Here is a 26,324-nt window from a genome sequence, read left to right as displayed (position 1 = left end):
TTCGGGTGGGCCCACACTGAAAATCAAATTACAACGCGACTATTTGCAAGTCGCGTTTTTTTTTGTGCCAAAAACAATAAATACTCTTTTATTTTCTCTGGTTTTCCAGAAAATTATTGTTCTCCAGAATATAGTTTCTCTGGATGTGTATACTCTATCCAGCATACTTTTACTTTAAAATACTGATATGAAAGGCAACTATGCTTTTTGCTTAAAGAGGAAACTTTCAGAAAGTTTTATACTTTAGGTTTGCGAATAATTCCTGGTTAAGCAATTTGTTGTAACCCCCTTGCCAATTGAAAGACGCACCCTTAATATTTCTAACTTTTGCTAATGATGAGGAAGGCGTATTCCTCAATGCCCTAATTCCCGAAAAGGATGCCATTCAGTCAATTTTGATAAGATATCAAAAGAAAGGATGGGGGAGTTTTTATTCATCGGCAACTACTGAACCCGATAAACTTTTACGAGACTTGAATGAATTTAAGACTCAGTTACTGGTTTTTCATTTTTCAGGGCACAATGATGGTAATAAACTCAATTTTCAGACGGCAGAAAATAAAAACATAGCATTCAATACTACCTCCTTAAAAGACTTCTTGCAGGCCGCTCCAAATTTGCAATTGGTTTTCTTAAATGCATGTAAAACCCTTGATCATGTTGAATCTCTTCTTTATTCTGGCATTCCTGCTATCATAGCTACTAGCCATGAAGTAAATGATTACAAAGCAGCTGAATTTTCTAAGAGTTTTTATGGCTCCTTCGTTGCCGGAGATACACTGGAAGAAGCCTTTAATAAAGCGAAAGCGGTAATTGAACCGGGAGCAGAAAATCAACGAGTATTTAGAAGTTTGTATTTTGGAGAGGAAGAAGAAAAGCTGGAAGATGAATTGGAATGGGGTCTCTACGTAGCAGACGATTCTATGCTTTCCTGGAAACTTAGGGATGGGTATTCAATTAAGACTAACAATTTCACAGAATCTATCAGCTCGACCATGGCCTTATTACGGCAAAAGGTTAAAAACCTTACTGACGATCAATATCGTACGCTAAGGATGATAAGGGTGAATAAAAGGGTTCGTATAAGTGGTTGTGCTGGATCTGGTAAAACCCTTGTAGCAGCCGAAAAAGCTATTCGATTATCAAATGTAGGCATTGATACTTTACTCCTTTGCCATAATCCGTATTTGGCTGATAAGTTAGAGAGACTAGTTGCCGGTTCTGGTGTGGAAGTATTTTCTTTTGGGAATTGGATTAATTCGCTAAATGGGAAACCGCCCATTGATTATGGTAAGGAATGGACCAATATATATGAACCGACTGATTCAGAATTAGAAAGTGCATTTGAAAAAATTGATCATGGACAGAAAACTTATGGGGCAATAATTGTCGATGAGGGACAGGATTTTAGAGAAAAATGGTGGACGATTCTGGAATTGTTATTAGAAAATTCTACTAACAGCTTCTTTTACATTTTTCATGATGATAACCAGGCACTTTTGCCATTTAGAGGTAAATATCCCATTGAATCACCTGTCATTGATTTGTCAAGAAATTGTAGAAATGGAGGCGAGATTTTTAATTTCATGAGGAAAAACTTCCACTTCAATGCACCACTGGCTTCTGAAGATCTTGTAGGATTAGGGGAAGTGAAACTATATTCCTATAAAGAAATTGAAAGGGTATTTAACGAGCTTTTACCAAATGCCGTTCGCTGGATTGAAAAATTTGAAGGCCTAAATGAAATAGCAATTCTCCTTTCGGGTTCATTAAGGGTAAAAGACTGGGACTTGAATCAAATTCTTATTAGAAAGCCTAAGGGAAGCGGTTGGAAAGATGAATTATACCTTCGATTGCTTGAGGCTGTAAATAATGGAAAACTAATCAAGAAAGGCTATAACAGCGATTGGATAAAGCATAAATTTGAAAACTTAGGTTTGAGTTCTGATGAATTGCCATCAAATAAAGACATTGAATCAGTTATTGAACTGGCGAATTCAATTGGTTTAGATATAAATAATCATTCTGCTCCCATTTCATTTACTGAAAGAGCCAATAGAATTTATTGGAAAAATATGAATGGGAAAATGAAAATGTTATATCGGAGACGGGATTTAGGTTTGTGGGGCTCTGAAATTGTTTTGTTTTTTCAGGATGAAAATTGGGCAGAAGGACTATATACGGAAACTGTAATCAATTTCAATACGCCAATTACCAATAATTCCAAGACATATAGGGTTTATGATGTGTCACAGTATAAAGGTTTAGAGGCTGATGGGGTAATATTGATTCATCAAGGCAGCCATGCCAACCTAAAGGAAAATTTGTATGTTGGTGTTTCGAGAGCTAAAGCAGCTCTTGCAATAATCACAGATTCAGAAGGAGAACAATATATTAGGGATTTATAAGTAAGTGTTTCTATAATATTGGATTTTGAATATATCCCAGCAATTATCCGGGCTTTTTGTGTCAAGCAAAGCCAATCATTTAGCTTTCTCCCTTCCATCCAACAAGCTCTGATACACTTCTTTCATCTCATCCGAAAGGCTTTCATAAATCACCTTCTCACATTTTGCCTGAAAAGCTGCTTTGTCAACTTCAATAAATTCCATGCCTCTTTCCTTGAGTTTGTCCTGAATCGTTTTCTCATTTTCGAGGAATAGGGCATGTTCGTAATCATGCATTTCCTGAGCAGCTTCCAGGAAGATTTGCTGCAAATCTGGCGGTAGTCTTTGGAACTGCTTTTCGCCCACTACCGGATAGCTCCAGCTAATCACATGTCCCGTCAAATTGATATACTTTTGAACTTCATATAGGCTCCCATTCTGAATGAGGTCAAAGGGATTTTCCTGAGCTTCTATGGTTCCTTGTTGAAGGGCTGTAAAGACTTCCGAAAAAGCCATAGGAGTGACTTTCGCTCCGATCGCATTCCAGGCGGTAACAAAAGAAGGAACACTGGGAACTCGAAGAATCAGACCGTTTAGGTCATCCGGATGTTTGATAGGACGATTGGAGGTCAAATGCCTGGGACCTCTTGAAAAATAGGTCAAGGGCCTGAGGCCGGTTTTCTCCAGAATTTCTTGTTCAATGCGCTTTCCGATAGGGCCTTCAATCAGCTCTTTCATCTCGGTGGAATCCTTTAGGAGAAAGGGCAATTCACAAAAGGTGGCAATTTCAATCCAATTGCTAAGGACAGAACCCGTGACGGTCATATCAATGATGTCTGCCTGTATGAGGCGAATGGATTCATTTTCTTTGGCTAGCTGTTCGGATAAATAAATCTCTATTTTCATTCTACCATCCGAAGCCTGCTGGACGGTTTCTGCAAAATGATGAAAAGCCTTTGCCCAGGTATGCTGCTCATTCGCCCAGAGGCTGACGCGAAAAAGATACTCCGGCTCGGCTCTTTCCGTGCATTGGATATGGAGGGAAAATAGCAGAAAAAGGAATATCCAGCTTGATATTGTAGAGATGGGCTTTCGCATATACCCAATTTAAAAATTCCTCAAAAAAACCAGGCTTTTTAAAGTCAACAAAAACTGGACAAAGGAAAAAGGCTTTCATTTTTATCATGAAAGCCTCATCCATTCAGCTAAATACTTCAATCTTTTATCCTCCCGGCTCAAACTCACTCAATATCTTTTCCGTCTTTGCTTTCTGAACCCGATTGACAAAGTCTGTGGCTTCATGATCATCTCGCAATGTTTTCGCAAGAGAAAAACAGGAACCGATCAGAAAGAGAATTCCCATAGCGAGATAACCTTTAATCCAAAAGTCTACCGGCAAATAGAAAATACCTCCGAGGGTAAGTCCTCCTGAAATTAGAAAGGAGGCCCAGACTTGAAATCTCCAGGCTGCTGTGTGTTGATTTTTTACATTCGAACTCATAGGGTTTTCATTTTTGATTCACCCTAAGAAACGAAGGATTTGACTGAGAGTTTGAATGTCTTGGCAGAGAAAAGGACTTTTGGAATTCCTTGATCATGAGGGCTAAAGGATTGATGCTGAATAGTTAATGGTTTGCTAAAAGGACGGTAAAAGAGTACGCATTAACTGATTCCCCAGGAACTAAGGACTTCTTCTGTGTCTTCTCCAGATGCCCTGGAACCATGCTTTACCTCAGAGGGAGTTCTACTAAATCTGGGAGCAGGCGCGGGTTGCATGAAGCCATCTACTTCGATATAGGTTTCGCGGGCTACATTATGCGGATGACTTTGTGCCTCAATAAAATCCAACACTGGCGCGAAGCATACATCACTCCCTTCCATGATCTCACACCATTCTGCCTGGGTCTTTGCTTTAAATATCGCAACCAATTTTTCTTTCTGTTCCGGCCATTTCGAGGAGTTATTTTGGGATTTGAAGTCTTCGGGCGAAAGTTCTGCCTTTTGCATAAGTAAGGCATAGAACTGCGGTTCTATAGAACCGATGGAAACAAACTTTCCGTCTTTGCATTCATAGGTATCATAATAATGAGCGCCTGAATCCAACATATTGATGCCTCTTTCAGCTTTCCAAAGGCCCATTTTATGGAGGGAATTGAAAATGGACATCAATACAGCTGATCCATCTGTCATGGCTACATCGATTACCTGGCCTTTTCCAGATTTTTGGGACTCTAAGAGGGCCGCGAGCATTCCACAAACCAAAAACATAGCTCCCCCTCCATAATCGCCCACCAAATTCAGGGGAGGGACTGGTTTGCTTCCTGCATTTCCAATGGCTCCAAGTGCACCCGTTAGGGAAATGTAGTTGATGTCATGTCCTGCAGCATGCGACAAGGGCCCATATTGACCCCAACCTGTCATCCTGCCATACACTAATTTGGGATTTCTTTGCATACAGACATCTGGCCCTATGCCCAGCCTTTCCATTACTCCCGGACGAAATCCTTCCAGCAGAGCATCTGCTTTTTCCACCAACTTCAATAGGGTTTCCACTCCTTCAGGATCTTTGAGATTGATGGCAATAGATTTTTTCCCTCGTCGGTTGCAATCTGGAATCCGAGTCTTACTCGTATCCAGCCTTCTTTCAACCAATATCACATCAGCTCCCATATCGGCCAGCATCATGCCTGCAAAGGGGCCTGGCCCTAAACCGGCTATTTCAATGATCTTTATTCCTGCGAGTGGTCCCATATGTGTTTGGTCTTGATATTAAATTGTTTTTGTAAAGCTGCTCTTGCTGCCCAGTATCCGCACATGCCATGAACTCCGCCTCCGGGTGGGGTAGAAGCACTGCAAATATAAATACTGGGATTGGGAGTCGTATACGGATTGAGTCTGGCTATGGGACGGCTGAATAATTGACTGATATCGGCAGCCCCTCCGGCAATTGCTCCTCCGAAATAATTGGGATTGTATTGGTGAAAATCGGAGGGGAAGGTCTTGTGCCGGGCAAGGATAATATCTTTAAATCCGGGTGCAAATCGTTCAACTTGATTTTCAATGATTTCTGTGCAGTCTTTATCCGATCCTTGGGGAACATGGATATAGGCATAGCCGGTATGTTTGCCTTCCGGGGCTCTGCTGGGATCTATTTGACTTTGTTGGCAAAGGAGGACATAGGGTTGATCTACATATTTGCCTTGCCAGGCCATTTTTTCTCCGTATGCAATTTCTTCTATCGTTCCCCCGATGTGAACAGTCGAAGCTTTCAGGCAATTGGGATCCTTCCAGGGAATCGGTCCATCCAATGCCCAATCCAGTTTAAAGGAGCCCATTCCAAAATTGTATTTTCTGAGTCTTTTGGTATAGCTCTTCGGTAATTTCTCCTCTGCAATATGGGCCAATTGATAGGGATCGGTATTGAACAAATATGCTTTGGCTTCGGGCAATTGTTTCCAATGCTCGACTTTTATACCGGTCTGAATCTCGCCTCCCAATTCTTTGAGGTAGGCAGCCATTGCTTTCGTGATGCTATGCGATCCTCCTTCTGCGACCGGCCAGTCTACCATATGAGCACTCATGGCAAACATGATCCCAAGTGCGGAGCTAAATAGAAAATCAAAAGGCAATAAACTATGGGCGGCGCAACCTGCAAAAAGAGCCCTGCTTCTCTTTTCTTTCAGGACGAATTTTGCATAGGCATTTGCGGGGAGAAAAGCATTGAGTCCAAATCTTGCCAATGAAACAGGATTCTTTGGCACCCCTAAAGCTTTGAAGCTGTCTTTTAGTATTTCTTCTCCATTTTTACTCAGATAGCCGAACAGTCTTTTCCAGTATTTGGCATCCTTTCCCAATCCGGCAGCAGTTGCATCCAGATCTTTAGATAAAAGAACAGCAGCTTCATCATCCAGGGGATGAGCGACAGATAGCTCGGGAAAAAGCCATTTCAAGCCATGTTTTTCGAGGGGTAATTCTTTTAGATAAGGAGAAAGAATGCCTGTGGGGTGTACAGCGGAACAGAAGTCATGTTTGAAACCGGGCAGAGTCAGTTCTGCCGTTCGGGTTCCTCCCCCAATTTCCTCCGACATCTCAAGTACCAGGACTTTCAATTGATGACGAGCCATTTCTATGGCTGCTGCCAATCCGTTGGGTCCTGATCCTATGACTACTGCATCGTATTTCTCCATGGAGTTAATCCCAGCTAAGACTTATTCCTTTACATATTTCCGGGCCATATTTGAACTACTTTCCGCTAGCATCAAGGAATCAGAACAAATGGCAATATAATTGGCGCCAGCTTCTGTATATTCCTGAATATAGGGTTCTGAGAAAGCAAGGACTCCGGTGATTTTATTATGCGATTTGATGATATGCAGCCCTCTTTTGACTTCTTCTCTCACTTCATCTCGTACTTGTTCCCCCGGATACCCCATAGAAGCTGCCAAATCTGCGGGCCCAATGAATACCCCATCAACTCCATCCAGTTGGCAAATGTTTTCCAGCTCCTTCATGCCTTTTACGGATTCCACTTGAAGAATCAGGCATAGCTCTTTTGCGGCTGTTTTTATATAGTCTGGAATTCTTGCCCATTGGGAAGCTCTACCCAGGGCTGCTCCAACTCCTCTTTTCCCTTTGGGAGGATAATGAATGGCAGCAACTAATTCTTTTGCCTGTTCTGCACTTTCGACCATGGGGATCAGGAAGTTCTGAATGCCTGCATCCAATAATTGCTTAAGCATTACGGGATCACCTATAGGGGGCCGAACAAAAACTGCACTTTCGTGGGCTGCCATTACCTGGGCATGAATCAACATGGACCTGAAATCAAAGGGAGTATGTTCCCCATCTATCATCACCCAGTCGAAACCTGCGCCAGCACATATTTCAGCAGCATAGGTATCTACCATTCCATGCCATATGCCATAACTGACATATCCGGATTGTAATTTTTCTTTGAGTCTGTTCCTGGGGAGTTCCATTGTAGCAGTTAATTAAGGGCTTAGGCTACAATATAAAAGGGGATTTAATGGAATGAAATTTTTATGTTGAATGTAAGTGCGTTTACTTAACTTTTGCTTCTTTTAGGAAGGCTATAACCTTCTCTGCAGGCATTTCACAGGGTTTTAAGTATTCCTTTTTGCTGCTCAGGTAATAGTTGAAGCTGATGAAATCATTGCCTCCTAATTCTTCTGCAAAAATTTTAAAAGATTTGCCCTGGTTGAATATTTCTTTACTCAATCCATATTTTTTCCCTTTATAAAATGCTTCTGAATAACCAGCAGGAATCCTTTGTATATACGGGAGTAAGTCCAAATTTAATGAGGCAATTTATCCATCCAAATCCCATATAAATAGGTCCCCAATACTGCTCCGATCAGAACCACTCCCATTATGAGAAATCCATTACCTATGAGGACATAAATAGGGCCCGGACAAGCGCCCAGGAGGGCCCATCCTAATCCAAAAATAGAACCGGCCAGAAGATGTCGTTTCGGCCTGAGTTGCATGCTTTCATGCTCAATAAGTCCTCCTTCCAGGGTAGTGAATTTATTTCGTTTCAGGATGAATAGAAGTAAAGCACTCAATCCGACGGCGACTCCAATAATTCCATACATATGAAAGCTTTCAAAGCGAAACATTTCTATGATTCTGTACCAGGAGATTGCTTCTGATTTGGTCATGGTAATCCCAAAAACGATTCCGACCAATGCGTAGGCTATATTTTTCATAATGATTGAGGGCAAATATTATAGAACAATGAGATAAGGAAGGATTAAATGGGTCATTATCAAGCCTCCGATAAAAAATCCGATAACAGTGATAAGGGAAGGTAGTTGTAAATGGGCCAATCCTGTGATTGCATGGCCAGAGGTACAACCTTTACCATATCGAGTTCCAAACCCTACCAAGACTCCTCCAATTAAGGCGAGAAGGATGCCCTTCCAGCTTGAGAAATTGAAGATTTCCGTTGGCACAAAGCCCTGTCCGCTCAAGTCAGATTCCGGATAGCCCATTCCCAATGTTGCCAGGAAATTTCGGGTGTCAACGGATATGTCAACCGGATTCGGACTTTGCATAAATTGGAAGGCAATAAAACCCCCTATAAGGCCCCCTGCGACAAAGCTCAGGCGCCAGTATTCTTCCTTGATATTGAAGTCGAAATAGGGAACTTTTTTTCCTGCTCCCGCCAGATTACAAAGATCTTTGAAAGAAGAGGAGACCCCAAAACTTTTACCCATCCAGACAAGGAGGAAAAGGACCAGGGTAATCATAAATCCAGAGAAAGCCCAGTGCCAGGGCCCGGTAAACAACTCCCAAAGTCCTACATCCTGGACATTGAGGAGCAAAATATTCTTAGGTAGCATAGAACAAGAAGATTGTAATGCATTAATTGAATTGCAAAAATTCTAGCCTAAAAATAATAAAATTGTAATGAAGCTTACATTTTGGAAGAAATATATGAAGTCTTGCTCTGCTTCCCTTATGAAAATTTTAGTACACTTTTGATGATTCCCTTTGGGGATTGGGTCCATTGAGGAAAAAGTTGGGGCATTTGTTCAAAATCAACGACTTGGCTGATCCAATAAGACACATCCAGTTTGCCGGATTCCATATGCTGAATTATTTCCTTGAAATCGCTGGCCAAAGCATTCCGGCTGGCGAGCAAGCTCAATTCTTTTTTATGGAAATAGGGATCATGAAAACTGAATTCTCCTTGAAACAAACCAATGAAAACGATCTTCCCTCCATGGGCTGCATATTTCAGGGAGTTTTCCATAGATGACTTATTTCCCGTCGCATCAAAAATGACTGTTGGGAGATCTCCCTCAAAAGCTTCTCTGATTGCTTCTTCTGTTTGATCCTGATTGGCAAGAACACAGGCCGTAGGAGACAAATGTTTTTGACATACTTCCAGGCGCTCATGATTTATATCCATAGCGATAAATTTGCAGCCCTTCAGTTTTACCGCTTCCATAGTCCCTAATCCAATGGGACCGGCTCCTATAACAAGCACCAAATCATCTGCATGCAATTGTGCTCTGTTTACAGCGTGAAATCCTATTCCTAGAGGTTCTACCAGAGCTAATTGATCATAGTCGAGTAGGGGGGAAGGATGCAAATTACTGGCTTTGTACTTGATGTATTCCTGCATGCCTCCGTCTTCATGCACTCCAAATACTCGAATCTGCTCTCCACAATTGGGCTTTCCATTTCGAACTGCCTGATCATTTGTCAAATTTCGATAAGGTTCGAGCGTGCATTTATCTCCAATTTGCAGATGATTTACTTCGCTACCCTTTTCCAAAATCTCCACTCCCAATTCATGACCCAATATTCTCGGATAGGAAAAGAAAGGTTGATTTCCGGTAAATGCATGCAAATCTGTTCCACAGATTCCAATTCGATGAACTTTGGCAATGATCTCATCTGGCATCGGGCCTTTAGGTTCTGCTGTTTCTATCAAATGGAAGTCGAAGGGTTTGTCTAGCCGTATAGCTTTCATAAAAATTATTGAAATTGTCGTCTTCTTGGCCTTTTCGCGAATGATGCAGACCTAAACTGCATCAAAATAGAGAATTTTCTTTGATGGATTTTAGCCTTTATTGGTTTATGTTTCCCATAGCAATCCTGATAGCATGTATAGCCATGCTGTGTGGTATTGGGGGAGCTGCGATTTTTACGCCGGTTTTTTTGTTGCTTTTTCCGCTTTTGGGAGATGAGTATTTACTGGAAGATCCTCTGACAGCTATTACAGCAGCCTTACTTACGACCTCCTTTGGTTTTGCATCGGGTTTTGTGGGCTACTATCGCAAAGGCTTAATTGATTATTCTCTTAGTATCTCTTTTCTCAGACTGGCACTCCCTTTTGCGCTTCTGGGAGTATTTGCAGTCAGGCTTTTTTCGGGCGAAATGGTAATTCTATTTTATGGCTTGCTGATGTTGATGATATCAGCATTTATTTTGTTTGAAGAAAAGTGGATGAAGTCAGAAAAGAAGGTGAGTAAAGAAAAGGGAAGAAGCTTAACAGATAAAGCGGGAAATACTTATTCCTATCCCTTTTATATGGCTCATGCAGGCATGACATCCATGGGCGCTTTCCTCACAGGTTTGGTTTCTGTGGGGATAGGTGAAATGGTGATGCCCCAATTATTGAAAAGGGGCAATATCCCTTTTCAAGTAGCAGCAGCTACCTCAGTTTTGATTGTAATTTGTACGGTTATGAGCGCTGCAATCGCCCATGTTTTATTGATGGTCAATGAGGGTGGCATGCTCTCTGTACCCTGGCATTTAGTAGTATATACTGTGCCCGGAGTTATCATAGGAGGACAAATAGGACCGGCCTTGCAGGGGAAATTCAATCAACAAAAAATGGAGCAAGGGATCAGCCTGGTATTCCTCTTGATTGGCATTGCCATGCTTGTGAGTGTTTTCTTTAATTATGAGTCATAAAAAAAGCGGAACCAGAGGCTCCGCTTTTTTAGAAGTATGCGAGTCTTAGTCGACCAATTTGCCACTCAATCTGAGGACTTCAATTTCGCTAAGCTTCGCAGTATATTTTAAATCATCCAATCGATCTTTAGCTCTCTGAAGATTCAATTGGGCTTCTCTAAACTGGAGCGAATTGGATTGCCCGAGTTTTAGAGCTTCTTCTGTTCTGCGGAAATTCTCTTCTGCAGCATTCAGACTTTTCTCTTCCAATCTTAATTGACTGAGGTTGTTTTGGTAGGTATAGAAGGCATTGCTGAGATCCCGCTCCAGATTTAGCCGTGTATCCTCCATTTGATAGCGACTATTTTCAAGATTGATCTTGGCGTTTTGCTCATTAACTTTTCTCGTATTACCCGCAAAAATATCAAAATTCAGACTGGCTCCGGCTGTTAAACCGAGGGCTCTTTGGCTAATGATAAAGCTTGCATCATTTTCCGTCAAGGAGTAATTATAGCCTGCATTCAAAGATAGACTTGGCTTATAAGCTCCTTTCGCAATATTCAGGTTTAACTCTGAAATCTGCTGATTGTATTCGGCTAGCCTCATTTGAACATTATTCGCCAATGCATTATCCATCAAAGCTTCCAGAGAAATCATTTCTTCAAATCCCAAAAAGATGTCCAGGCTAAATGGAGTATCTATAGGTCTGCCAATTAGACGATTGAAACTCCTTTTTGCATTCTCTAAATTGTAAAAACTGCTGAGAAGATTGGTGCTATCGGTATTGATATCTACCTCAGCATTCAGCACAATCAGCTTATTTGCACTCCCAAATTCCTGCTGATTTTGGGCACGACTCAAGCGTTTCTGAGAAATATCGAGGTTCTCCTGCAGCGTCTTATAGCTCAAGGCCAAACGAGCGATGGTATAATATGCATTGGCTACCTGGGTAATCGTAGCTTCTATGGTCGCTTTACTTTGGGTTTCGCTTAGCAAAGCACTGGTTTTCAGAACCTGAAAATTATTCTTATTACGTCCTCCGCTATAAAGGGTGTAATTCGCATTTATCCCGGCTTGATATGTGGTGCTTTGAGCTCCACTTGCATCAATATTCGGAATCTCAGGACTGGCAAATTCAAGTTTTGTGGCACTATTCTGATAGGTTCCACTTCCACTCAGGCTGATTACAGGCAAGAGACCTGCTGCACCCTGGTGAGCATTGTTCTTGCTTACCTGAGCATCATTCTTGGCGATCAGGATGCCGTAATTATTTTCCAAAGCAATCTGAATGGCTTCATCCAGGTTTAAGGTATCCTGGGCTTGTAGCTGAATACCAGCTACAAAGATTCCCAGTATGTATATGAATATTTTTTTCATTGGTCTGATTTTCTAGCTAAACAATGCCGGTATTTTTGACAAGAGGAATAATAAAGACACAAAGGCTAAAGAAGTTGAGAGCCAAAGTCCAAATTGGTTCTTACGCCCTTCATATGCTGGTTCGATGACGGTTGGGTCCCACCATTCTCCTTTCCATAGCCAGATGACAAAGCTTTTGTATTGATTAAACATCACCATGATAACCGGAAGGGTAACCAGGATAATGAAAGTGGCTACTGCTAAGCCAAATGCGATAGAAATCGCAACCGGAATCAGGAACTGTGCCTGGAAACTGGTTTCAAACAGCAAAGGCGTAAGACCTGCTATGGTAGTCAATGAGGTAAGGAAAATAGGTCGGAAACGTGAGAGGGCTGCTTCATGCAAGGCTTCTTTGAATGGCTTGCCTTCTTTTATTAATTGATTAAATGCATTGACCAATACCAGGGCATCATTTACCATCACTCCAACCAGTGCAAATACTCCCATCATGGATAGCATACTGATAGGCTTACCCATGATTGCATGACCCACTATTACTCCGATGAAACCAAAGGGCAATGTCAAGCCTACTGCTATCGTCTGAGACCATGATCTGAAGGTTACGATAATGATGGTCATAATCAGGATAAAGGCAAAGGGCATGATTCTACCTGCTGAAGACGCAGTTTTCGCAGACTCTTTTACCTGTCCTTCCATAGAATATCGGACACTGGGATATTTTGACAATACAGCCGGAATGATTTGAGATTCTATCGTAGCATTGGCAACGGAAGACTGAACATCATCTGAGACTAAATCAGAAATAATTCTAATTTCCCGATCTCCATCCAGGTGATTGATGGCTATGATTCCCCGACTAAAATCCAGGTCCACCAATTCTTTCAGAGGATAGGCCTGACCGTTTGCCGTCCGGATTCGCATATTCTCCAATTTTCCGATTGATGACCGATCAGCTTTGGAATATCGTACCCATACTTTTACTTCATCTTTCCCTCTTTGCAATCGTTGAACTTCTGCACCAAAGAATCCCTGTCGGATTTGAGCTATTACAAACTGGGGAGTTAATCCCAGTAGGTAGCCTTTGTCCTTTAGCTTTATGTTGATCTCTTTCAGGCCTACCTGATTGTTATCCCTCACATCAACCAGGTCCGGCATTTTTGCCATTTCGCCTTTGATTTCATTTACTGCCGAAGTAAGCTCCTCCAGATCCTGTCCTCTTACGGAAATAGAAACCGGATCACCGAAAGGAGTAGCAGTCGAAAATGAAAGCTGTTCAGCTCCGAATATAGTTCCCGTTTCTTTTCTGAAGGCATCTACAAGCTCAATAGCTTTGAGATTTCTGTCTTCGCCCTTCATGAGGTTGACAAGGACACTACCTGAATTGGCACCTCCTGTTGCTGCTATTGCACCATCCTGTGGAGCTGCTACCCCTGCTCCGCTGGAAGCACCCAGGTTTTTGGAAAGAATAAGCACGACATCCTTTTTGTCTGCCCGCTCTTCTTTGTAATTCTGATTTACCTTCCAAACGGCGGTTTCAATTTGATCTAATCCTTTTTGTGTTACTGATTCTGGTGTACCCGCAGGCATTTTCAGGCTTACTGTAACAAAATTGGATTCTATATTTGGGAAAAAAGTTCCTTCCACAAATCCACCGAAAAACAAGCTGACGCTTAATACCAATAGGCCAATAGGAATGGCTATTCCCAGGACGGTATTTCTTAAGAAGAAAAGAAGAATGGGTTCATAAAATCTGGTTTTCATCCATTCCATTGCATCCCATAAGCTTTGCTGCAATTTCTGAAACCATTTTCCGATTAGTGTTTTTTCTTCAACTTTTTCTTCCGGAGGAGTTAAGGCTTTGGAATGAGAAACGTGAGCAGGTAAGACAAAGGCTCCTTCCAATAAGGAGAAGGCCAGGGTCAGAATTACGACAACACTGATTTCTGAGAAGAAATCCCCAACTGTTCCATCAATGAAAAAGAATACAGCAAATGCGACTATGGTTGTAAGGATGGCTCCTGTAACAGCGGGAAGCACTTCCATGGTCCCATCTAAAGCTGCCTGATGTCTGCTTTTCCCCATCTCAAAATGCCGATAGATATTCTCACTGATCACAATTCCATCATCCACCAGAATCCCGATTACCAGGATCATACCGAATAGAGAAAGCATATTGATACTAACCCCAAAGAGCGGAGCCAGAATAAACATTCCCATAAAGGAAACCGGAATGGCCAGGGCTACCCAGAAAGCCAATCGGATTTGGAGGAACATTGCCAGAATTATTACAACCAGTGTAAAACCGACAATTCCATTTTCGGAAAGCAGGTTTACCCTTTCCCTCAATTCTACCGCACCATCATTGATAATCTCTGCTTGTACGACGGAGTTTTTCTCATTAAAGCTGGCGATATATTCTCCAACCTCTTCTGAAATCGTAAGCAGGTTTTCATCAGAAGTATTGTTTACATTGATGTATGCCGCTGGTTTTCTATTTACATATACTCGATTCGTTGCTTCGGCCCAGGCATCTTTGACATCTGCGACTTCATACAATTTTACCTGCCTGCCATCAGGATTGGTAGCAACTACAAAGTCCTCAAAATCCTTCGCATAATATCTTTTATTCTTGGATCTGATGAGGAGATCTTCTGTGCTACCTTTGATCGTTCCACCGGAGATTTCGATGTTAGCAGCTCGAACGGCATTTGAAACCTGATCAAAAGTGAGGTTAAATTTCCGCAGATCATTTTCCCTTACACTAATAAGAACTTCTTCTGCCGGAAATCCTGCCACAGATACCTTGGAAATATTAGAACTCGCCAGCAAGTCATCTTCCACTTCATCCGCAAACTGTTTCAAGGTTCGCAGATCAATATCTCCGCTAATCGCAAAGGTAATTGCCAGCGTTAAAACTTCGGATTTTGAAATAACAGCGGGTTCCATTCCCGCAGGAAATGAGTTGATTCTGTCAACAGCATTCTTTACATCTGTAAGTACTTCATCTATGTCATAACCATCTTTGATCTGTACCCTTACGCTTCCTGAGTTTTCCTGAGATAGAGAAGTGATGGTTTCAATTCCTGAAATTCCACTGAGGTTATCTTCAATTTTCAGGATTACGCCTTCTTCCATTTCTTCTGGTGAAGCTCCAGGAAAAGGGATGTTTATGCTAATCAGTTTCGTATCCGTTTCGGGGAAGAAGGTACTTCGCATACTCGACAATCCCAGAACCCCAAAGAGGAGAATCAAGATGACAAGCACATCCGCAGATATCGCATGTCTGATAAAATAGGAAATGATATTTTTCATAATTCCTTTTGTTCCTTTAGGTGATTTAGGGATTGATTATTCGAAATAGGTGTTAACCTTCAGACCTTCATAGGCACCAATCAAGGCTTCGTTCATCATGATGCTATTTTCTGGCAAACCGGAAACAATGGCATTTTGGGAGGTTAGATAGAGGGGATTTATTTGGACTATCTTCAGAGCGGAATCTTCTATGACATATACTTTATCCTGATCAATCAGGAGGTTCCTTGAGATTTCAAAGACATTATCCAGTTTCCGTCCATTTGCTGTTCCGCTCAAATACATACCTTCTCTAAGGCCTTCTCCTGAAACACTAATGAAAACTTTGACGGTTTGAGTTGCCGGATCGATGGTGTTGCTGATGCGCAATACGGTACCTTTCCAGCTTTTGCTTTTGTCATCAGAGAAAAGTTCTACCTTATTTCCCCTTCTGAGTAGATTGATATCTCCTTCGTTTATTGAAGCTTCAAGTTCGAAAGTATAGGTGTTCATAAACTCTCCGAGTTTTTGACCGGCTCGTACCAGGGTTCCCTCTGTAATCATCGCCTGAGATAAGGCTCCATTAAAGGGGGCATGAACAGTGAACTTGCTCATTCTTTTCTCCTGGCTCTGAATATTGTAAAAGAGATTGTAAAGGTTTCTGGCAGAAACAAAATACTTTTCCTGATCTGAAACAGCTTCTGGAAGGGGTTCCAGCGCTTTATTTACATCCATTTGATCCAGGTATTTCTGCCAATTGGGGAAACTTTGCGGATAATCTGATTTGAGGTCGGGGAGCATGAGGGTAATTTGATTCATCAGCGAACTCTTTTGAGCCAGCAGACCCAACAATTGTTCGCTATTGTCTACCCTTACGAGAACAGAACCTTTTTTAAAGAAATTTCCTTCCCTAAAACGATTGCCATTTGGAAGCAGGGTTCCTCCGACTTCTGTAAATACCTCGATTTTCTTGGCAGCTTGTAAGCGGCCGGTTATTTCTAATTGGGTATTTAGGCTGGTATTTTTGACTTCCAGGCCTTTTACCTGTTTGATTACTTTACTGACTTCTTTTAGTTCAGCCGGTTTTTTCATACCGCTGATTACCGAAAATCCTACCCCAGAAAGGATCAGGAATCCAACGGCCAGTGCAACTGTGATATTTCTACTCATCTCGCTAGTGTTTGCGTGAAATTGTTAGGAGTTACTATTAGTTTCGTTACGATTGTAACTATTATATGATGAAAATTGTATATGTTCTTCGTCAGCCAGGTTTAGGAAAACTTTGCCCAATACCTGTTTGCAAGTTTCGATATCCTCTGCTGCTATACCTTTGGTTGCTTCGCCTATGGTTTTTTGCATTTGCTCAACCAGTCCTTCCCGAACCTCTTTCCCTTGATGGGTGAGGTATATCAATTTGTTCCTTTTATCCAATTTATCAGGAATCCTAACTACAAAGCCCAGTTTTTCAAGACTATTGATCGCTCGGGTAATGGCTGTTTTATGCTGTCCGGCGAAATCACACAGGGATTTTTGATTCAAACCATCCTGTGCCCAGAGGTGAACAAGAATGATCCAGTGTTCCAAATTGATGTCGTATCCGGCAGCTGCAAAATTTTCGCTCAATCTCTTCCCCATAACTTTACCTGCTTTCCCCAGATAAGCACCCAGACTCTGAAATATTTTTGGATTTTCTTGCATAGAAAATTGGTTACACTTGTAACTAAACGCGAAGGTATGATAATTGTTCGGGAAAAATCAAATTTATTTCTAATTCATTTTTTCTTCATTAAAAAAATGCCCGAATGGCTGGGAACCATCCGGACACGATTGTATAAATATGACGGATTAAATGCTTAGTTAGGTAGTAACATCCAGGTAATAACTCCCTTTACCTTTTTTGATGTAGATAGATCGATAATTCCAGTCTCCTTCCAATTTCTTTAATGCGATTCTTACCTTCTTTCCTGCATACTCATATTTCAGGATCGATTTTTTCTTTTTGATCTTCATGCTTTTTAACTCCAGATACTTCTGGTCTTGATTCAAGCCCTGGGCATCAGAACTATCAAAAACATAAATCTTGCTACCATCTCTCCGGAATTCTGCTCCTTTGTCTACCAGACCATTACTCACCAATTGGATGGGCAAAAATTTTCCACTTTCATCTGTCTCCAGAATCTTTTCAAGCTGTTTGGTTTCCAGCGATTTTTGAACTACTTCTTCTGATTCTGGATTTGTGGCCTGACTCAATTGTGGAATAAACAGGCATATCGAAAGAAGGGCAGCTAGAATAAAACGAGATTTTTTCATGTGTTTAGACGTGTATTAGAATGACAAAATTTGATGAACTATACTGGGGCAGATGTTTAAACAAGGGTTTGGGTTGCATCTATAAACCGTAAAATTGAAAAATATACTTCTGTTCATTCCGACCACAATTGGAACTAAGGGCAGTCTTTTTTAATTTCAGAATATGCGTACTTGCTATAAACTACTACCATTTCTTTCCTTCATATTTTTCTTCTTTTTCACTGCTTGTGGAGATAAGGTTCCTGCAAAGCTGGAAGAGGCATATTCAGAGCTTCCGGAGAAAATTGATTTTAATTTCCATGTGCGGCCTATCTTATCTGATAGATGCTATTCTTGCCATGGTCCGGATGAAAATACGCGTGAAGCAGGCCTAAGGCTGGACCTGGAAGATGAAGCTTTCAAGGCCCTTTCCTCAGGTAATGGCTATGCTTTTGTAGCTGGAAAGGCTGGGAAAAGCCAAAGTATCGAACGCATACTTAGTGATGACCCTGAATTTCAAATGCCTCCTCCGACCTCAAATTTGGTTCTGAGTGAAAGAGAAAAAGCCATTTTATTTAAATGGATAGAAGAAGGAGCTGAATGGAAAGAGCATTGGGCTTTTATTCCACCTGAAAAATCTGCGCTTCCTGCTCATGAAAAAAACGCAGCTTTAGTCGAAAATGAGATTGATGTCTTTGTGCAGCATGCTTTGCCTCAAGTAGGTCTTGAGCCTGCAGAGAAAGCGGATAAGGAACGACTCCTCAGAAGATTGAGCATGGATGTAAGGGGTTTGCCTCCTAGTGTTGAGGAAATGGAAAATTTCCTGAAGGATGAGGATCCACAAGCCTATGAGAAAAGGGTAGATGAGTTTTTAAATTCGGATGCTTATGCCGAAAGGATGGCAATGGAGTGGATGGATATTTCACGTTATGCGGATTCACATGGGATGCATGCAGATGGTTGGCGGATGATGTGGCCCTGGAGAGATTGGGTGATTAAGGCTTTTCAGGAAAATATGCCCTATGATCAATTTGCCACCTGGCAATTGGCGGGAGACCTCATGCCGAATGCAAGTCGTGATCAAAAACTGGCCACCGCTTTCAATCGAAATCACCCCATGACAGCAGAAGGCGGAGTGATAGATGAAGAATTTCGCCTGGGCTACGTATTTGATAGAACGGAAACAGTATCAACTGCTTTTTTGGGATTGACCGTAGGCTGTGCGCGCTGTCATGATCACAAATTTGATCCGATTTCTCAAAAAGAATACTATCAACTCACCGCTTTCTTCAATAATGTAAAAGAATTGGGGATGACGGGAGATGATGGGAACTATGGGCCTATGCTTTCTGTGGCAGATGATGAAACAGAAACAAAGAGGACTCAACTAAAAATTGAGATAGAGAAAGAAGAGGCAGTTTTGAAGGCTTTAGAATCAAAGCTTCTTTCGACCAAAGAATACCTCAAAAAATTGCCAAAGTCTCATGCCAAAGAAGCTCGTGTAGGCTATTATCCGTTCAATTCCATTCGGGAGCGAAAAAAATCTGATGGGAAAAGAAAGTTTTCAAATGGAATCACAGATGGCAATGCTAAATATGTGATTGACAATTCGACGGTCAGTGTCTCCAATGGAAAAGCCTCAGTAGTAAAAGGAAAAAATGGAAATGCATTGGAGCTGAGCGGAAACTATGATGAGATTTACCTGCAAAACATCCCCAATTTTGAATGGACGGATGCTTTTTCTGCGGGATTATGGGCGAATACTTCTAAAAGAAAGAAAGGGGAAACCCAGACCCTGATGGGAACCAGTAGTGAGAAAAATAGCTATTGGCGGGGATGGGATTTTTACCTGGATACCTTAAATAGACTGAATGCTCGAATCATTCATTCACCCCCACACAACTACCTTCATTTTCGCAGCCAGGATTCCATAAAAATCAATAGCTGGAAGCATTTGGCTTTTAGCTATAATGGATCGGGCAAAGCAAAGGGCTTTAGTTTGTTCAAAGATGGGAAAAAAATGAAGGGCGAAGTGGTCTTTGATCAATTGTATAAATCCGCAAAAAGCGTAGCGGGTGGTTCACATGTTGTCCAGATCAGGAGTGTACGGGTGGGCTTGAGCGGAAGAGCTTTTACCGGGGAAATTGGAGCCTACAAAGGCCTGATGGATGAATTGGTAATTTATGGAAGAGAGTTGGCAGAAATAGAAGTATCAAAAATAGCCGGAATTGAAAGTGCAGATGAACCTAAAGATCTTTTAGCTGTGTATTGGCTTGGGAAAGAAAGGGAAGTAGTGGCTCAAAAAAAGAAGTTGAAAGCCCTGAGAGATGAATGGCTGGAATTGAGCAATGAAATTCCGGAAGTGATGGTAATGGAGGAAATGCCCGAAGCTCGGACTACCTTCGCCTATAACCGGGGAGAATATGATGATCCTATGTATGAAGTTGGAATGGGTACTCCCGAAGTACTACCTGCCTTTTCAACCGAGGAATTACAAAACAGATTGGGGCTGGCAAAGTGGATATTTACAAATGATAACCCGCTAACGGCCCGGGTTACCGTTAATCGATACTGGCAAATGATTTTTGGGCAGGGCCTGGTTAATACACCCCAGGATTTTGGGGTACAGGGAGCTTTACCCACACATCCGGAACTTTTGGATTGGTTGGCGGTAGATTTTATGGAAAACGGATGGGATCTGAAGGCTTTATTGAAGAAAATATACATGTCTCATACCTATCAGCAATCATCCGAAATTAGAGAAAAGGCAAAAGAAATTGATCCATCGAATATATGGTTGGCTCGGGGTTCCAGCTACCGATTGCCGGCGGAGATGATTAGAGATAATGCATTGGCAGCCAGCGGTCTTTTGGTGCAGAAAGTTGGGGGCGAAAGTGTAAAGCCTTACCAACCGGAAGGCCTTTGGATAGAAAAAGGCAATTTCTCTTATCGCCTGCTTCGATACAAAGTTACCAGGGGAGATAGTCTGTATCGACGGAGTTTATACACCTTTGTCAAGCGTACCTCTCCACATCCATCCATGACAGCTTTCGATGCTCCTAACAGAGATATTTGTGTAGTCAAGAGAGAAAATACCAATACACCCTTGCAGGCATTGGTGTTACTTAATGACCCCCAATTTGTTGAAGCTGCTCGCGTGCTCGCCGAGCGAATTCAACTGGAAAAAGAAGGCGATCTGGAGGAACAGATTTTATATGCTTTTAGACTGAGCACAGGCCGCAAAGCAAAGCCTGAAGAAATCAAATTGCTCAAAGAGTTGTATGAGAAACAATTGGATCGCTTCCAAAACGATCCCTCCAAAGCAAAAGAATTGCTTGCTTATGGTGAATATGCCGGCAATACAAAGCTGGAAATACCGAAGACTGCTGCATTAGCAGTAGTGTCAAGTACCATCCTCAATCATGATGAGGCTTATATGAAAAGATAATTATGTGTTTTAGTGTTGTAGTTTGGAAGTTGGGAGTAAAATGAAACCACAAAACTGCAGAACTACAACACTACAAAACTTTTCCCTATGAACTGCGGAAACGAAAAAAAGAACTATTCAAGAAGGGATTTTCTAACGAAAACTTCTCTGGGACTGGGAGCGATTTCACTAGCGGGTTTAATGAACCCCCAGTCTTTGATGGGAGCGAATCCTATGACGGCTGCCGATCCGATCGGGCCCCATTTTTCTCCTAAAGTAAAAAGAGTGATCTATCTCTTTCAGAGTGGTGGGCCTTCACAGCATGATCTCTTTGATCATAAACCCCTGCTACAAAAAATGAACGGGGATGATCTTCCGGAAAGTATTCGCAAGGGCCAAAGGCTTACGGGTATGTCGGCAGGACAAACCCGATTTCCGCTTGCTGGTTCAGTTTTTGATTTTAAGCGACATGGGAAAAGTGGAGCCTGGGTAAGTGAATTGATGCCCCATACGGCCAAAATAGTGGATGAGCTTTGCTTCATCAAAAGTATGCATACCGAGGCAATCAACCACGACCCGGCGGCTACCTTTATTCAAACCGGTTCACAATTTCCAGGCAGACCTTCCATAGGTTCCTGGTTGAGTTATGGATTGGGGTCTGATAATGAGAATCTTCCCTCATTTGTAGTTCTGGTTACCAAAAATAAGTTCGGACAACCCTTATACTCAAGGCTTTGGGGCAATGGCTTTCTGCCTTCTCAACACCAGGGAGTTCAGTTCAGGGCTGGTAAAAATCCGGTTTTGTACTTAAGTAATCCTCCAGGGGTGAGTGAAGAAAGTCGTCAGGAGCAATTGCAATACCTGAAACAGCTCGAAGAACTCAATCATGAGGAATTAGGAGATCCGGAAATTCTGGCAAGAATGGCTCAATATGAAATGGCCTTTCGTATGCAAACTTCCGTCCCTGAGATCATGGATACAAATGAAGAGCCGGATTATATCTATGATATGTATGGGGAAGATAGTCGCCAGCCGGGTACATTTGCCGCTAACTGTCTATTGGCAAGAAGATTGGCAGAACGCGGAGTGAAATTCATACAGCTTTACCACCAGGGATGGGACCAACATGGAAATCTCCCCAGTGCAATTAAGAATCAAGCGAAAGAAACCGACCAGGCCAGCGCTGCTTTGATTAGAGACCTTAAGCAAAGAGGCCTTTTAGACGATACCCTTGTCATATGGGGCGGAGAATTCGGGCGAACTGCCTACTCCCAAGGTAAACTCACCAAAACCAATTACGGTCGCGACCATCATCCCAAATGCTATACGCTCTTTATGGCAGGAGCCGGAGTGAAAAAAGGCTTTAGCTATGGCATGACTGATGACTTTGGCTATAACATCATACAGGATCCTGTTCACGTACATGACTTTCAGGCTACCTTGCTCCACCTTATGGGGATGGACCATGAACGCCTGACTTTTAAACATCAGGGAAGGCGTTATCGCTTGACTGATGTGCATGGAAATGTGGTCAAGGAGATATTGAGTTAGGGCAAGATGTGTTCTGGTGCTCTATTGCTGTTTTTCTGCGAACACCAGAACACGCTTGTTATTCTTCCAAACACTCCACTTCCACAAACCTCATTCTGGCATCCATTTTCAACATGCTATACGCATCGATCTTTTCAGCCAAATCATAATTTTCAAACTGATACTCGATGGTGTACTCTACGGTATCATAGTAAATGCTTTGAGGCTCTGATGCTCGTATGTCTCCTTGCTCTTTCATCCAATTCAGGAGTTCTTCGGAGAGTTCCTGTTTGATTTTTGCAAAAGCCGGATCAGCAGCAAGATTGTTCAATTGGAAAGGATCATCCTCAACTCTATATAATTCTTCTATCGGACGCTTGGCGAAAGTCAGATTGAAATAGTCAATTTTCCCTTCTTTCCCCTCAAGATTCATAACCAGGAATTTAGAAATGGAATTGTCCACATCTCCAAATTGCCCCACGGATCGATGAACTGTGGGATCACCTGCCGGCCAACGGTCAGGCATAAAGTTTCGAATGTATAAATACTCATGATTTCTAAGGCCACGCATCGGATAGCTTAGGTCGCCTTTTCGAACATTGGCATGTCGTTCTCTTTCCAATATGACCCGATCTTTTCCCATGATGCTTCCATCTGGCTGAATTAGATTTTTTCCTGAAAAAGACTCAGGAATATCCACTCCAGCTGCAGATAATATTGTAGGAGCAAAATCCACAAAGTTTACAAAATCATGTGCTACTGTACCTGCCTTAATTTCCCCGTCCCAGTAAATCGCCAGTGGCATGCGAGTTCCATAATCATATAAATTTGCTTTTGCTCGAGGGAATGGCATTCCATTGTCGCTGGTCATGATAATGAGGGTGTTTTCTAATTCGCCCTTCTCTTCAAGAAATCGGATGATCTGTCCACATTCCCTGTCAAAACGCTCAACCTCAAAATAATAATCCAGGATATCGTTTTGGACGCAAGCCAAAGCAGGCATAAATCCCGGAACCTCAACCAAGTCGGCTCGCATACCTGTTTTAACTCCCGTATTGGGTTCGTAGCGCCTATGCGGATCTGAGCTCCCAAACCAAAAAGAAAATGGACTGCCTTCTTCCTTTTGGGCATAGAATTCTTCAAAGCTATCGAAATCTTGCCCTGCCGGATTATGCTTGTATCCACTTTTCTTAAAATTGCCGGGTGCCCAGCCTTTTCTGGTCTTTCCACAGAAATAACCCGCATCTTCCAGACCATTTACCCAGGTTGGGAATTTTCCTGGAAAAACGGACCATAGATTTCCCCCTCCTTCATTTTGATGGGGATACCTTCCTGTCAAAATAGAGGCCCGTGAAGGGGAGCAAGAGGGACTGGCAGTATAGGCATGATGAAAGAGGGCTCCTTCTTTTGCTAAATGATCAAAAGTTGGGGTTTTGACCTGAGGATCACCTAGTATACCTGCATGTGGATAGGACCAGTCATCAGCAATAAGAAAAAGAATATTGGGTTGCTGCTTATTTGTTTCCTTTTCTTTTAGATTTTCGCTACATGAAAGGAAAAAAAATATAGGGATCAGGACATAAGGAAAGTAAGGCTTGAACATGACGTTTATAATAGTAGTTTAAGGAATATACAAATACAGGCAGTTTCCTCCCAAAATTCCCTTTTCCCTTTTAACTTGCTGATAAATATTCACTCATGTCTGCAAATTTCACCTCCTTTAAAGCCCCGATGCCCGGGATCATTGCCAGTATTCTTGTTCAAGTTGGAGATCGGATAAAGAAGGGAGATGCTCTTCTAGCCATCGAAGTTATGAAGATGGAGTCTGTGATCGTAGCAGATCAGGCAGGTATCGTAGATGCGATCCATGTGAATCAGGGAGAGGTAGTTGAGGATAAACAAGTGTTGCTTCGCTTGAAAATGTCAGATGAGGGAGAAGAGCAGGAGGAACATGGGGAAACAGGCAAACAAAAAGCTGAAAGAAAAGACCTGACTGAGTTAAAAGAACGGAAATATTTCACCCAGGATGAAGCTCGTCCTACAGCTATTGCAAAGCGGAAATCAAAAGGATTTCGAACTGCAAGAGAAAATATAGCGGACCTTTGTGAGGGAGCTGATTTCAGGGAATATGGTTCTCTGATTATTGCAGCTCAGAGAAGGAGGAGAAAAGAAGAGGAACTGATTGCCAATACCCCTGCTGATGGAATTATTACTGGTGTGGGTGGGGTAAACACCCATTTGTTTGGAGAAGAAGAAAGCCAGTGTATGATTCTGGCCTATGACTACACAGTTTTGGCAGGAACGCAGGGGATGTTTGGCCATAAAAAGACAGATCGAGTTCTGCATGTAGCTAAAGAGTCAGAAATCCCGGTGATACTCTTTGCAGAAGGTGGTGGGGGAAGACCTGGAGATACTGATTTTCAGGGAGTGGGCGGATTGGATGTGATGACTTTCGCTCTATTTGCCGGATTAAATGGGGTAGTGCCAAGGGTCACAATCGTGGCGGGCTATTGCTTTGCAGGAAATGCCGCTTTAGCGGGTTGTGCGGATGTGATTATAGCTACGGAGAACAGTTCGCTCGGAATGGGAGGTCCTGCCATGATAGAAGGAGGTGGCTTGGGCGTTTTTCATCCTAAAGAAGTTGGTCCTTCGGAAATACAGGATAAAAATGGAGTGATTGATGTGCTGGTGAAAGATGAAATAGAAGCAGTAGCTGCTGCGAAGAAATACCTCTCTTATTTTCAGGGAGAAATTAAAGACTGGGAAGCAGAGGAACAGGAGAAGTTGAGAGAGGCAATACCGGAAAATAGAAAACGGATATACGATATTCATGCCCTCATTCATACACTTGCAGATAAGGATTCTGTATTGGAGCTCAGACCCAACTTTGCTCCAGGCATGATTACGGCATTTATCCGTATCGAAGGCAAACCTCTGGGGCTAATCGCTAATAATCCTAAACATTTGGGTGGAGCTATTGATTCATTGACTGCTGATAAAGCCAGTCGCTTTATGCAGTTGTGCAATGTATTCGGCATTCCCATCCTCTCCCTTTGTGATACACCGGGATTTATGGTAGGTCCGGATGCAGAGAAAGGAGGAACCGTTCGCCATGCCAGCCGTATGTTTACCATTGGAGCTAAATTGGAGGTTCCGATTTTTACCATTGTGCTGAGGAAGGCCTATGGTTTGGGCTCGATGGCAATGGCAGGAGGCAGTATGCATGCGCCTTTCTTTTGTCTCTCATGGCCAACAGGTGAATTTGGAGGCATGGGACTGGAAGGAGCAGTCAGACTGGGATATAGGAAGGAACTTGAAGCCATTGAGGATCCAATCAAAAGGCAGGCGATGTATGAAAAAATGGTGGCAAAGGCTTATCGACATGGGAGAGCGATTAATACAGCTGCCTATTTAGAAATTGATGAAGTCATCGATCCCGCTGAATCCAGGAAGTGGATAGTCAAAGGCCTGGCATCCAACAGGAAGAAACAAAAGCCTGAAGGTCGAGGATTTGTTGATACCTGGTAGGGAATTTTTTCCCCCCAATAGCGGAGAATCCCTCAAATACCCGTAGCTTCGCAGCGGAATTTTCA

At 42.3% G+C, this 26,324-nt stretch carries 20 protein-coding genes; 5 read left to right on the top strand and 15 right to left on the bottom strand.

Features of this window, described 5'->3' with window-relative positions:
• Positions 1 to 296 precede the first annotated feature (296 nt).
• Positions 297 to 2,408 carry a CHAT domain-containing protein gene (locus R8P61_11865; GenBank protein MDW3647755.1) on the top strand — a complete coding sequence of 704 codons (2,112 nt, stop codon included), beginning with the start codon at positions 297 to 299 and terminating at the stop codon, positions 2,406 to 2,408.
• A gap of 75 nt (positions 2,409 to 2,483) precedes the next feature.
• On the opposite strand, the gene R8P61_11860 is transcribed toward R8P61_11865, so the two are convergent.
• The 9 genes from R8P61_11860 to R8P61_11820 all read right to left on the bottom strand — a co-directional run bounded on the left by R8P61_11860 (position 2,484) and on the right by R8P61_11820 (position 9,891).
• The gene (locus tag R8P61_11860; GenBank protein MDW3647754.1) at positions 2,484 to 3,485 is read right to left on the bottom strand and encodes a TRAP transporter substrate-binding protein; all 1,002 of its coding nucleotides are present in this window, start codon (positions 3,483 to 3,485) and stop codon (positions 2,484 to 2,486) included.
• Between the two features lie 124 nt (positions 3,486 to 3,609).
• Positions 3,610 to 3,888 (bottom strand): YiaA/YiaB family inner membrane protein, encoded by a 279-nt coding sequence (locus R8P61_11855; protein MDW3647753.1) that lies wholly within the window; start codon positions 3,886 to 3,888, stop codon positions 3,610 to 3,612.
• A 161-nt stretch (positions 3,889 to 4,049) separates the two neighbouring features.
• The gene (locus R8P61_11850) at positions 4,050 to 5,138 is read right to left on the bottom strand and encodes a CaiB/BaiF CoA-transferase family protein (protein MDW3647752.1); all 1,089 of its coding nucleotides are present in this window, start codon (positions 5,136 to 5,138) and stop codon (positions 4,050 to 4,052) included.
• The gene (locus tag R8P61_11845; GenBank protein MDW3647751.1) at positions 5,117 to 6,574 is read right to left on the bottom strand and encodes an NAD(P)/FAD-dependent oxidoreductase; all 1,458 of its coding nucleotides are present in this window, start codon (positions 6,572 to 6,574) and stop codon (positions 5,117 to 5,119) included. The genes R8P61_11850 and R8P61_11845 overlap by 22 nt, the downstream gene beginning before the upstream one ends.
• A 21-nt stretch (positions 6,575 to 6,595) precedes the next feature.
• A complete protein-coding gene (locus R8P61_11840; protein MDW3647750.1) occupies positions 6,596 to 7,366 on the bottom strand; it encodes an aldolase/citrate lyase family protein in 771 nt (256 codons plus the stop codon).
• 82 nt (positions 7,367 to 7,448) lie between these two features.
• Positions 7,449 to 7,700 carry a peptide methionine sulfoxide reductase gene (locus tag R8P61_11835; protein ID MDW3647749.1) on the bottom strand — a complete coding sequence of 84 codons (252 nt, stop codon included), beginning with the start codon at positions 7,698 to 7,700 and terminating at the stop codon, positions 7,449 to 7,451.
• Between the two features lie 2 nt (positions 7,701 to 7,702).
• Entirely contained in the window at positions 7,703 to 8,116 is a 414-nt protein-coding gene (locus tag R8P61_11830) for a YeeE/YedE thiosulfate transporter family protein (protein ID MDW3647748.1), read from the bottom strand.
• Between the two features lie 18 nt (positions 8,117 to 8,134).
• Complete coding sequence (locus tag R8P61_11825) at positions 8,135 to 8,752, bottom strand: YeeE/YedE thiosulfate transporter family protein (GenBank protein ID MDW3647747.1); 618 nt, start codon at positions 8,750 to 8,752, stop codon at positions 8,135 to 8,137.
• 116 nt (positions 8,753 to 8,868) lie between these two features.
• Positions 8,869 to 9,891, bottom strand: a complete 1,023-nt coding sequence (locus R8P61_11820; protein ID MDW3647746.1) for a zinc-binding alcohol dehydrogenase family protein — start codon at positions 9,889 to 9,891, stop codon at positions 8,869 to 8,871.
• A gap of 83 nt (positions 9,892 to 9,974) precedes the next feature.
• Here R8P61_11820 and R8P61_11815 point away from each other — a divergent pair, with 83 nt between their 5' ends.
• On the top strand, positions 9,975 to 10,838 hold the full coding sequence (locus R8P61_11815) for a sulfite exporter TauE/SafE family protein (GenBank protein MDW3647745.1): 864 nt from the start codon (positions 9,975 to 9,977) through the stop codon (positions 10,836 to 10,838).
• Positions 10,839 to 10,883: 45 nt separating this feature from the next.
• Here R8P61_11815 and R8P61_11810 read toward each other — a convergent pair whose 3' ends face one another.
• From R8P61_11810 to R8P61_11790, 5 genes are all read right to left on the bottom strand, one after another.
• Complete coding sequence (locus tag R8P61_11810; GenBank protein MDW3647744.1) at positions 10,884 to 12,194, bottom strand: TolC family protein; 1,311 nt, start codon at positions 12,192 to 12,194, stop codon at positions 10,884 to 10,886.
• Between the two features lie 12 nt (positions 12,195 to 12,206).
• Positions 12,207 to 15,506: an efflux RND transporter permease subunit gene (locus R8P61_11805; protein ID MDW3647743.1), complete on the bottom strand. Its 3,300-nt coding sequence runs from the start codon at positions 15,504 to 15,506 to the stop codon at positions 12,207 to 12,209.
• 36 nt (positions 15,507 to 15,542) lie between these two features.
• Complete coding sequence (locus R8P61_11800) at positions 15,543 to 16,655, bottom strand: efflux RND transporter periplasmic adaptor subunit (GenBank protein ID MDW3647742.1); 1,113 nt, start codon at positions 16,653 to 16,655, stop codon at positions 15,543 to 15,545.
• A gap of 24 nt (positions 16,656 to 16,679) precedes the next feature.
• Complete coding sequence (locus R8P61_11795) at positions 16,680 to 17,183, bottom strand: MarR family transcriptional regulator (GenBank protein MDW3647741.1); 504 nt, start codon at positions 17,181 to 17,183, stop codon at positions 16,680 to 16,682.
• Between the two features lie 159 nt (positions 17,184 to 17,342).
• The gene (locus R8P61_11790) at positions 17,343 to 17,795 is read right to left on the bottom strand and encodes a hypothetical protein (GenBank protein ID MDW3647740.1); all 453 of its coding nucleotides are present in this window, start codon (positions 17,793 to 17,795) and stop codon (positions 17,343 to 17,345) included.
• A gap of 163 nt (positions 17,796 to 17,958) precedes the next feature.
• Between R8P61_11790 and R8P61_11785 the strand changes: the two genes are divergently transcribed.
• Together R8P61_11785 and R8P61_11780 are read left to right on the top strand one after the other, a co-directional pair.
• Positions 17,959 to 21,222 (top strand): DUF1553 domain-containing protein, encoded by a 3,264-nt coding sequence (locus R8P61_11785; GenBank protein ID MDW3647739.1) that lies wholly within the window; start codon positions 17,959 to 17,961, stop codon positions 21,220 to 21,222.
• 87 nt (positions 21,223 to 21,309) lie between these two features.
• Positions 21,310 to 22,752 carry a DUF1501 domain-containing protein gene (locus tag R8P61_11780; protein ID MDW3647738.1) on the top strand — a complete coding sequence of 481 codons (1,443 nt, stop codon included), beginning with the start codon at positions 21,310 to 21,312 and terminating at the stop codon, positions 22,750 to 22,752.
• Positions 22,753 to 22,810: 58 nt separating this feature from the next.
• On the opposite strand, the gene R8P61_11775 is transcribed toward R8P61_11780, so the two are convergent.
• On the bottom strand, positions 22,811 to 24,334 hold the full coding sequence (locus tag R8P61_11775) for a sulfatase (protein ID MDW3647737.1): 1,524 nt from the start codon (positions 24,332 to 24,334) through the stop codon (positions 22,811 to 22,813).
• A gap of 95 nt (positions 24,335 to 24,429) precedes the next feature.
• Between R8P61_11775 and R8P61_11770 the strand changes: the two genes are divergently transcribed.
• Positions 24,430 to 26,259, top strand: a complete 1,830-nt coding sequence (locus tag R8P61_11770) for a carboxyl transferase domain-containing protein (GenBank protein ID MDW3647736.1) — start codon at positions 24,430 to 24,432, stop codon at positions 26,257 to 26,259.
• The last annotated feature ends 65 nt before the right edge of the window (positions 26,260 to 26,324 follow it).

The organism is Bacteroidia bacterium, from assembly GCA_033391075.1.
Classification (GTDB): Bacteria; Bacteroidota; Bacteroidia; order J057; family J057; genus JAWPMV01.
This window is presented reverse-complemented; position numbering and strand designations above follow the sequence as displayed.

Bases quoted from the DNA above. Each gene is read 5' to 3' on its own strand.
- R8P61_11860 (MDW3647754.1), bottom strand. From the start codon at position 3,485: ATGCGAAAGCCCATCTCTACAATATCAAGCTGGATATTCCTTTTTCTG.
- R8P61_11805 (MDW3647743.1), bottom strand. From the start codon at position 15,506: ATGAAAAATATCATTTCCTATTTTATCAGACATGCGATATCTGCGGAT.
- R8P61_11840 (MDW3647750.1), bottom strand. From the start codon at position 7,366: ATGGAACTCCCCAGGAACAGACTCAAAGAAAAATTACAATCCGGATAT.
- R8P61_11770 (MDW3647736.1), top strand. From the start codon at position 24,430: ATGTCTGCAAATTTCACCTCCTTTAAAGCCCCGATGCCCGGGATCATT.
- R8P61_11810 (MDW3647744.1), bottom strand. From the start codon at position 12,194: ATGAAAAAAATATTCATATACATACTGGGAATCTTTGTAGCTGGTATT.
- R8P61_11825 (MDW3647747.1), bottom strand. From the start codon at position 8,752: ATGCTACCTAAGAATATTTTGCTCCTCAATGTCCAGGATGTAGGACTT.
- R8P61_11855 (MDW3647753.1), bottom strand. From the start codon at position 3,888: ATGAGTTCGAATGTAAAAAATCAACACACAGCAGCCTGGAGATTTCAA.
- R8P61_11815 (MDW3647745.1), top strand. From the start codon at position 9,975: ATGGATTTTAGCCTTTATTGGTTTATGTTTCCCATAGCAATCCTGATA.
- R8P61_11820 (MDW3647746.1), bottom strand. From the start codon at position 9,891: ATGAAAGCTATACGGCTAGACAAACCCTTCGACTTCCATTTGATAGAA.
- R8P61_11775 (MDW3647737.1), bottom strand. From the start codon at position 24,334: ATGTTCAAGCCTTACTTTCCTTATGTCCTGATCCCTATATTTTTTTTC.
- R8P61_11830 (MDW3647748.1), bottom strand. From the start codon at position 8,116: ATGAAAAATATAGCCTACGCATTGGTCGGAATCGTTTTTGGGATTACC.
- R8P61_11795 (MDW3647741.1), bottom strand. From the start codon at position 17,183: ATGCAAGAAAATCCAAAAATATTTCAGAGTCTGGGTGCTTATCTGGGG.
- R8P61_11790 (MDW3647740.1), bottom strand. From the start codon at position 17,795: ATGAAAAAATCTCGTTTTATTCTAGCTGCCCTTCTTTCGATATGCCTG.
- R8P61_11780 (MDW3647738.1), top strand. From the start codon at position 21,310: ATGAACTGCGGAAACGAAAAAAAGAACTATTCAAGAAGGGATTTTCTA.
- R8P61_11785 (MDW3647739.1), top strand. From the start codon at position 17,959: ATGCGTACTTGCTATAAACTACTACCATTTCTTTCCTTCATATTTTTC.
- R8P61_11845 (MDW3647751.1), bottom strand. From the start codon at position 6,574: ATGGAGAAATACGATGCAGTAGTCATAGGATCAGGACCCAACGGATTG.
- R8P61_11800 (MDW3647742.1), bottom strand. From the start codon at position 16,655: ATGAGTAGAAATATCACAGTTGCACTGGCCGTTGGATTCCTGATCCTT.
- R8P61_11850 (MDW3647752.1), bottom strand. From the start codon at position 5,138: ATGGGACCACTCGCAGGAATAAAGATCATTGAAATAGCCGGTTTAGGG.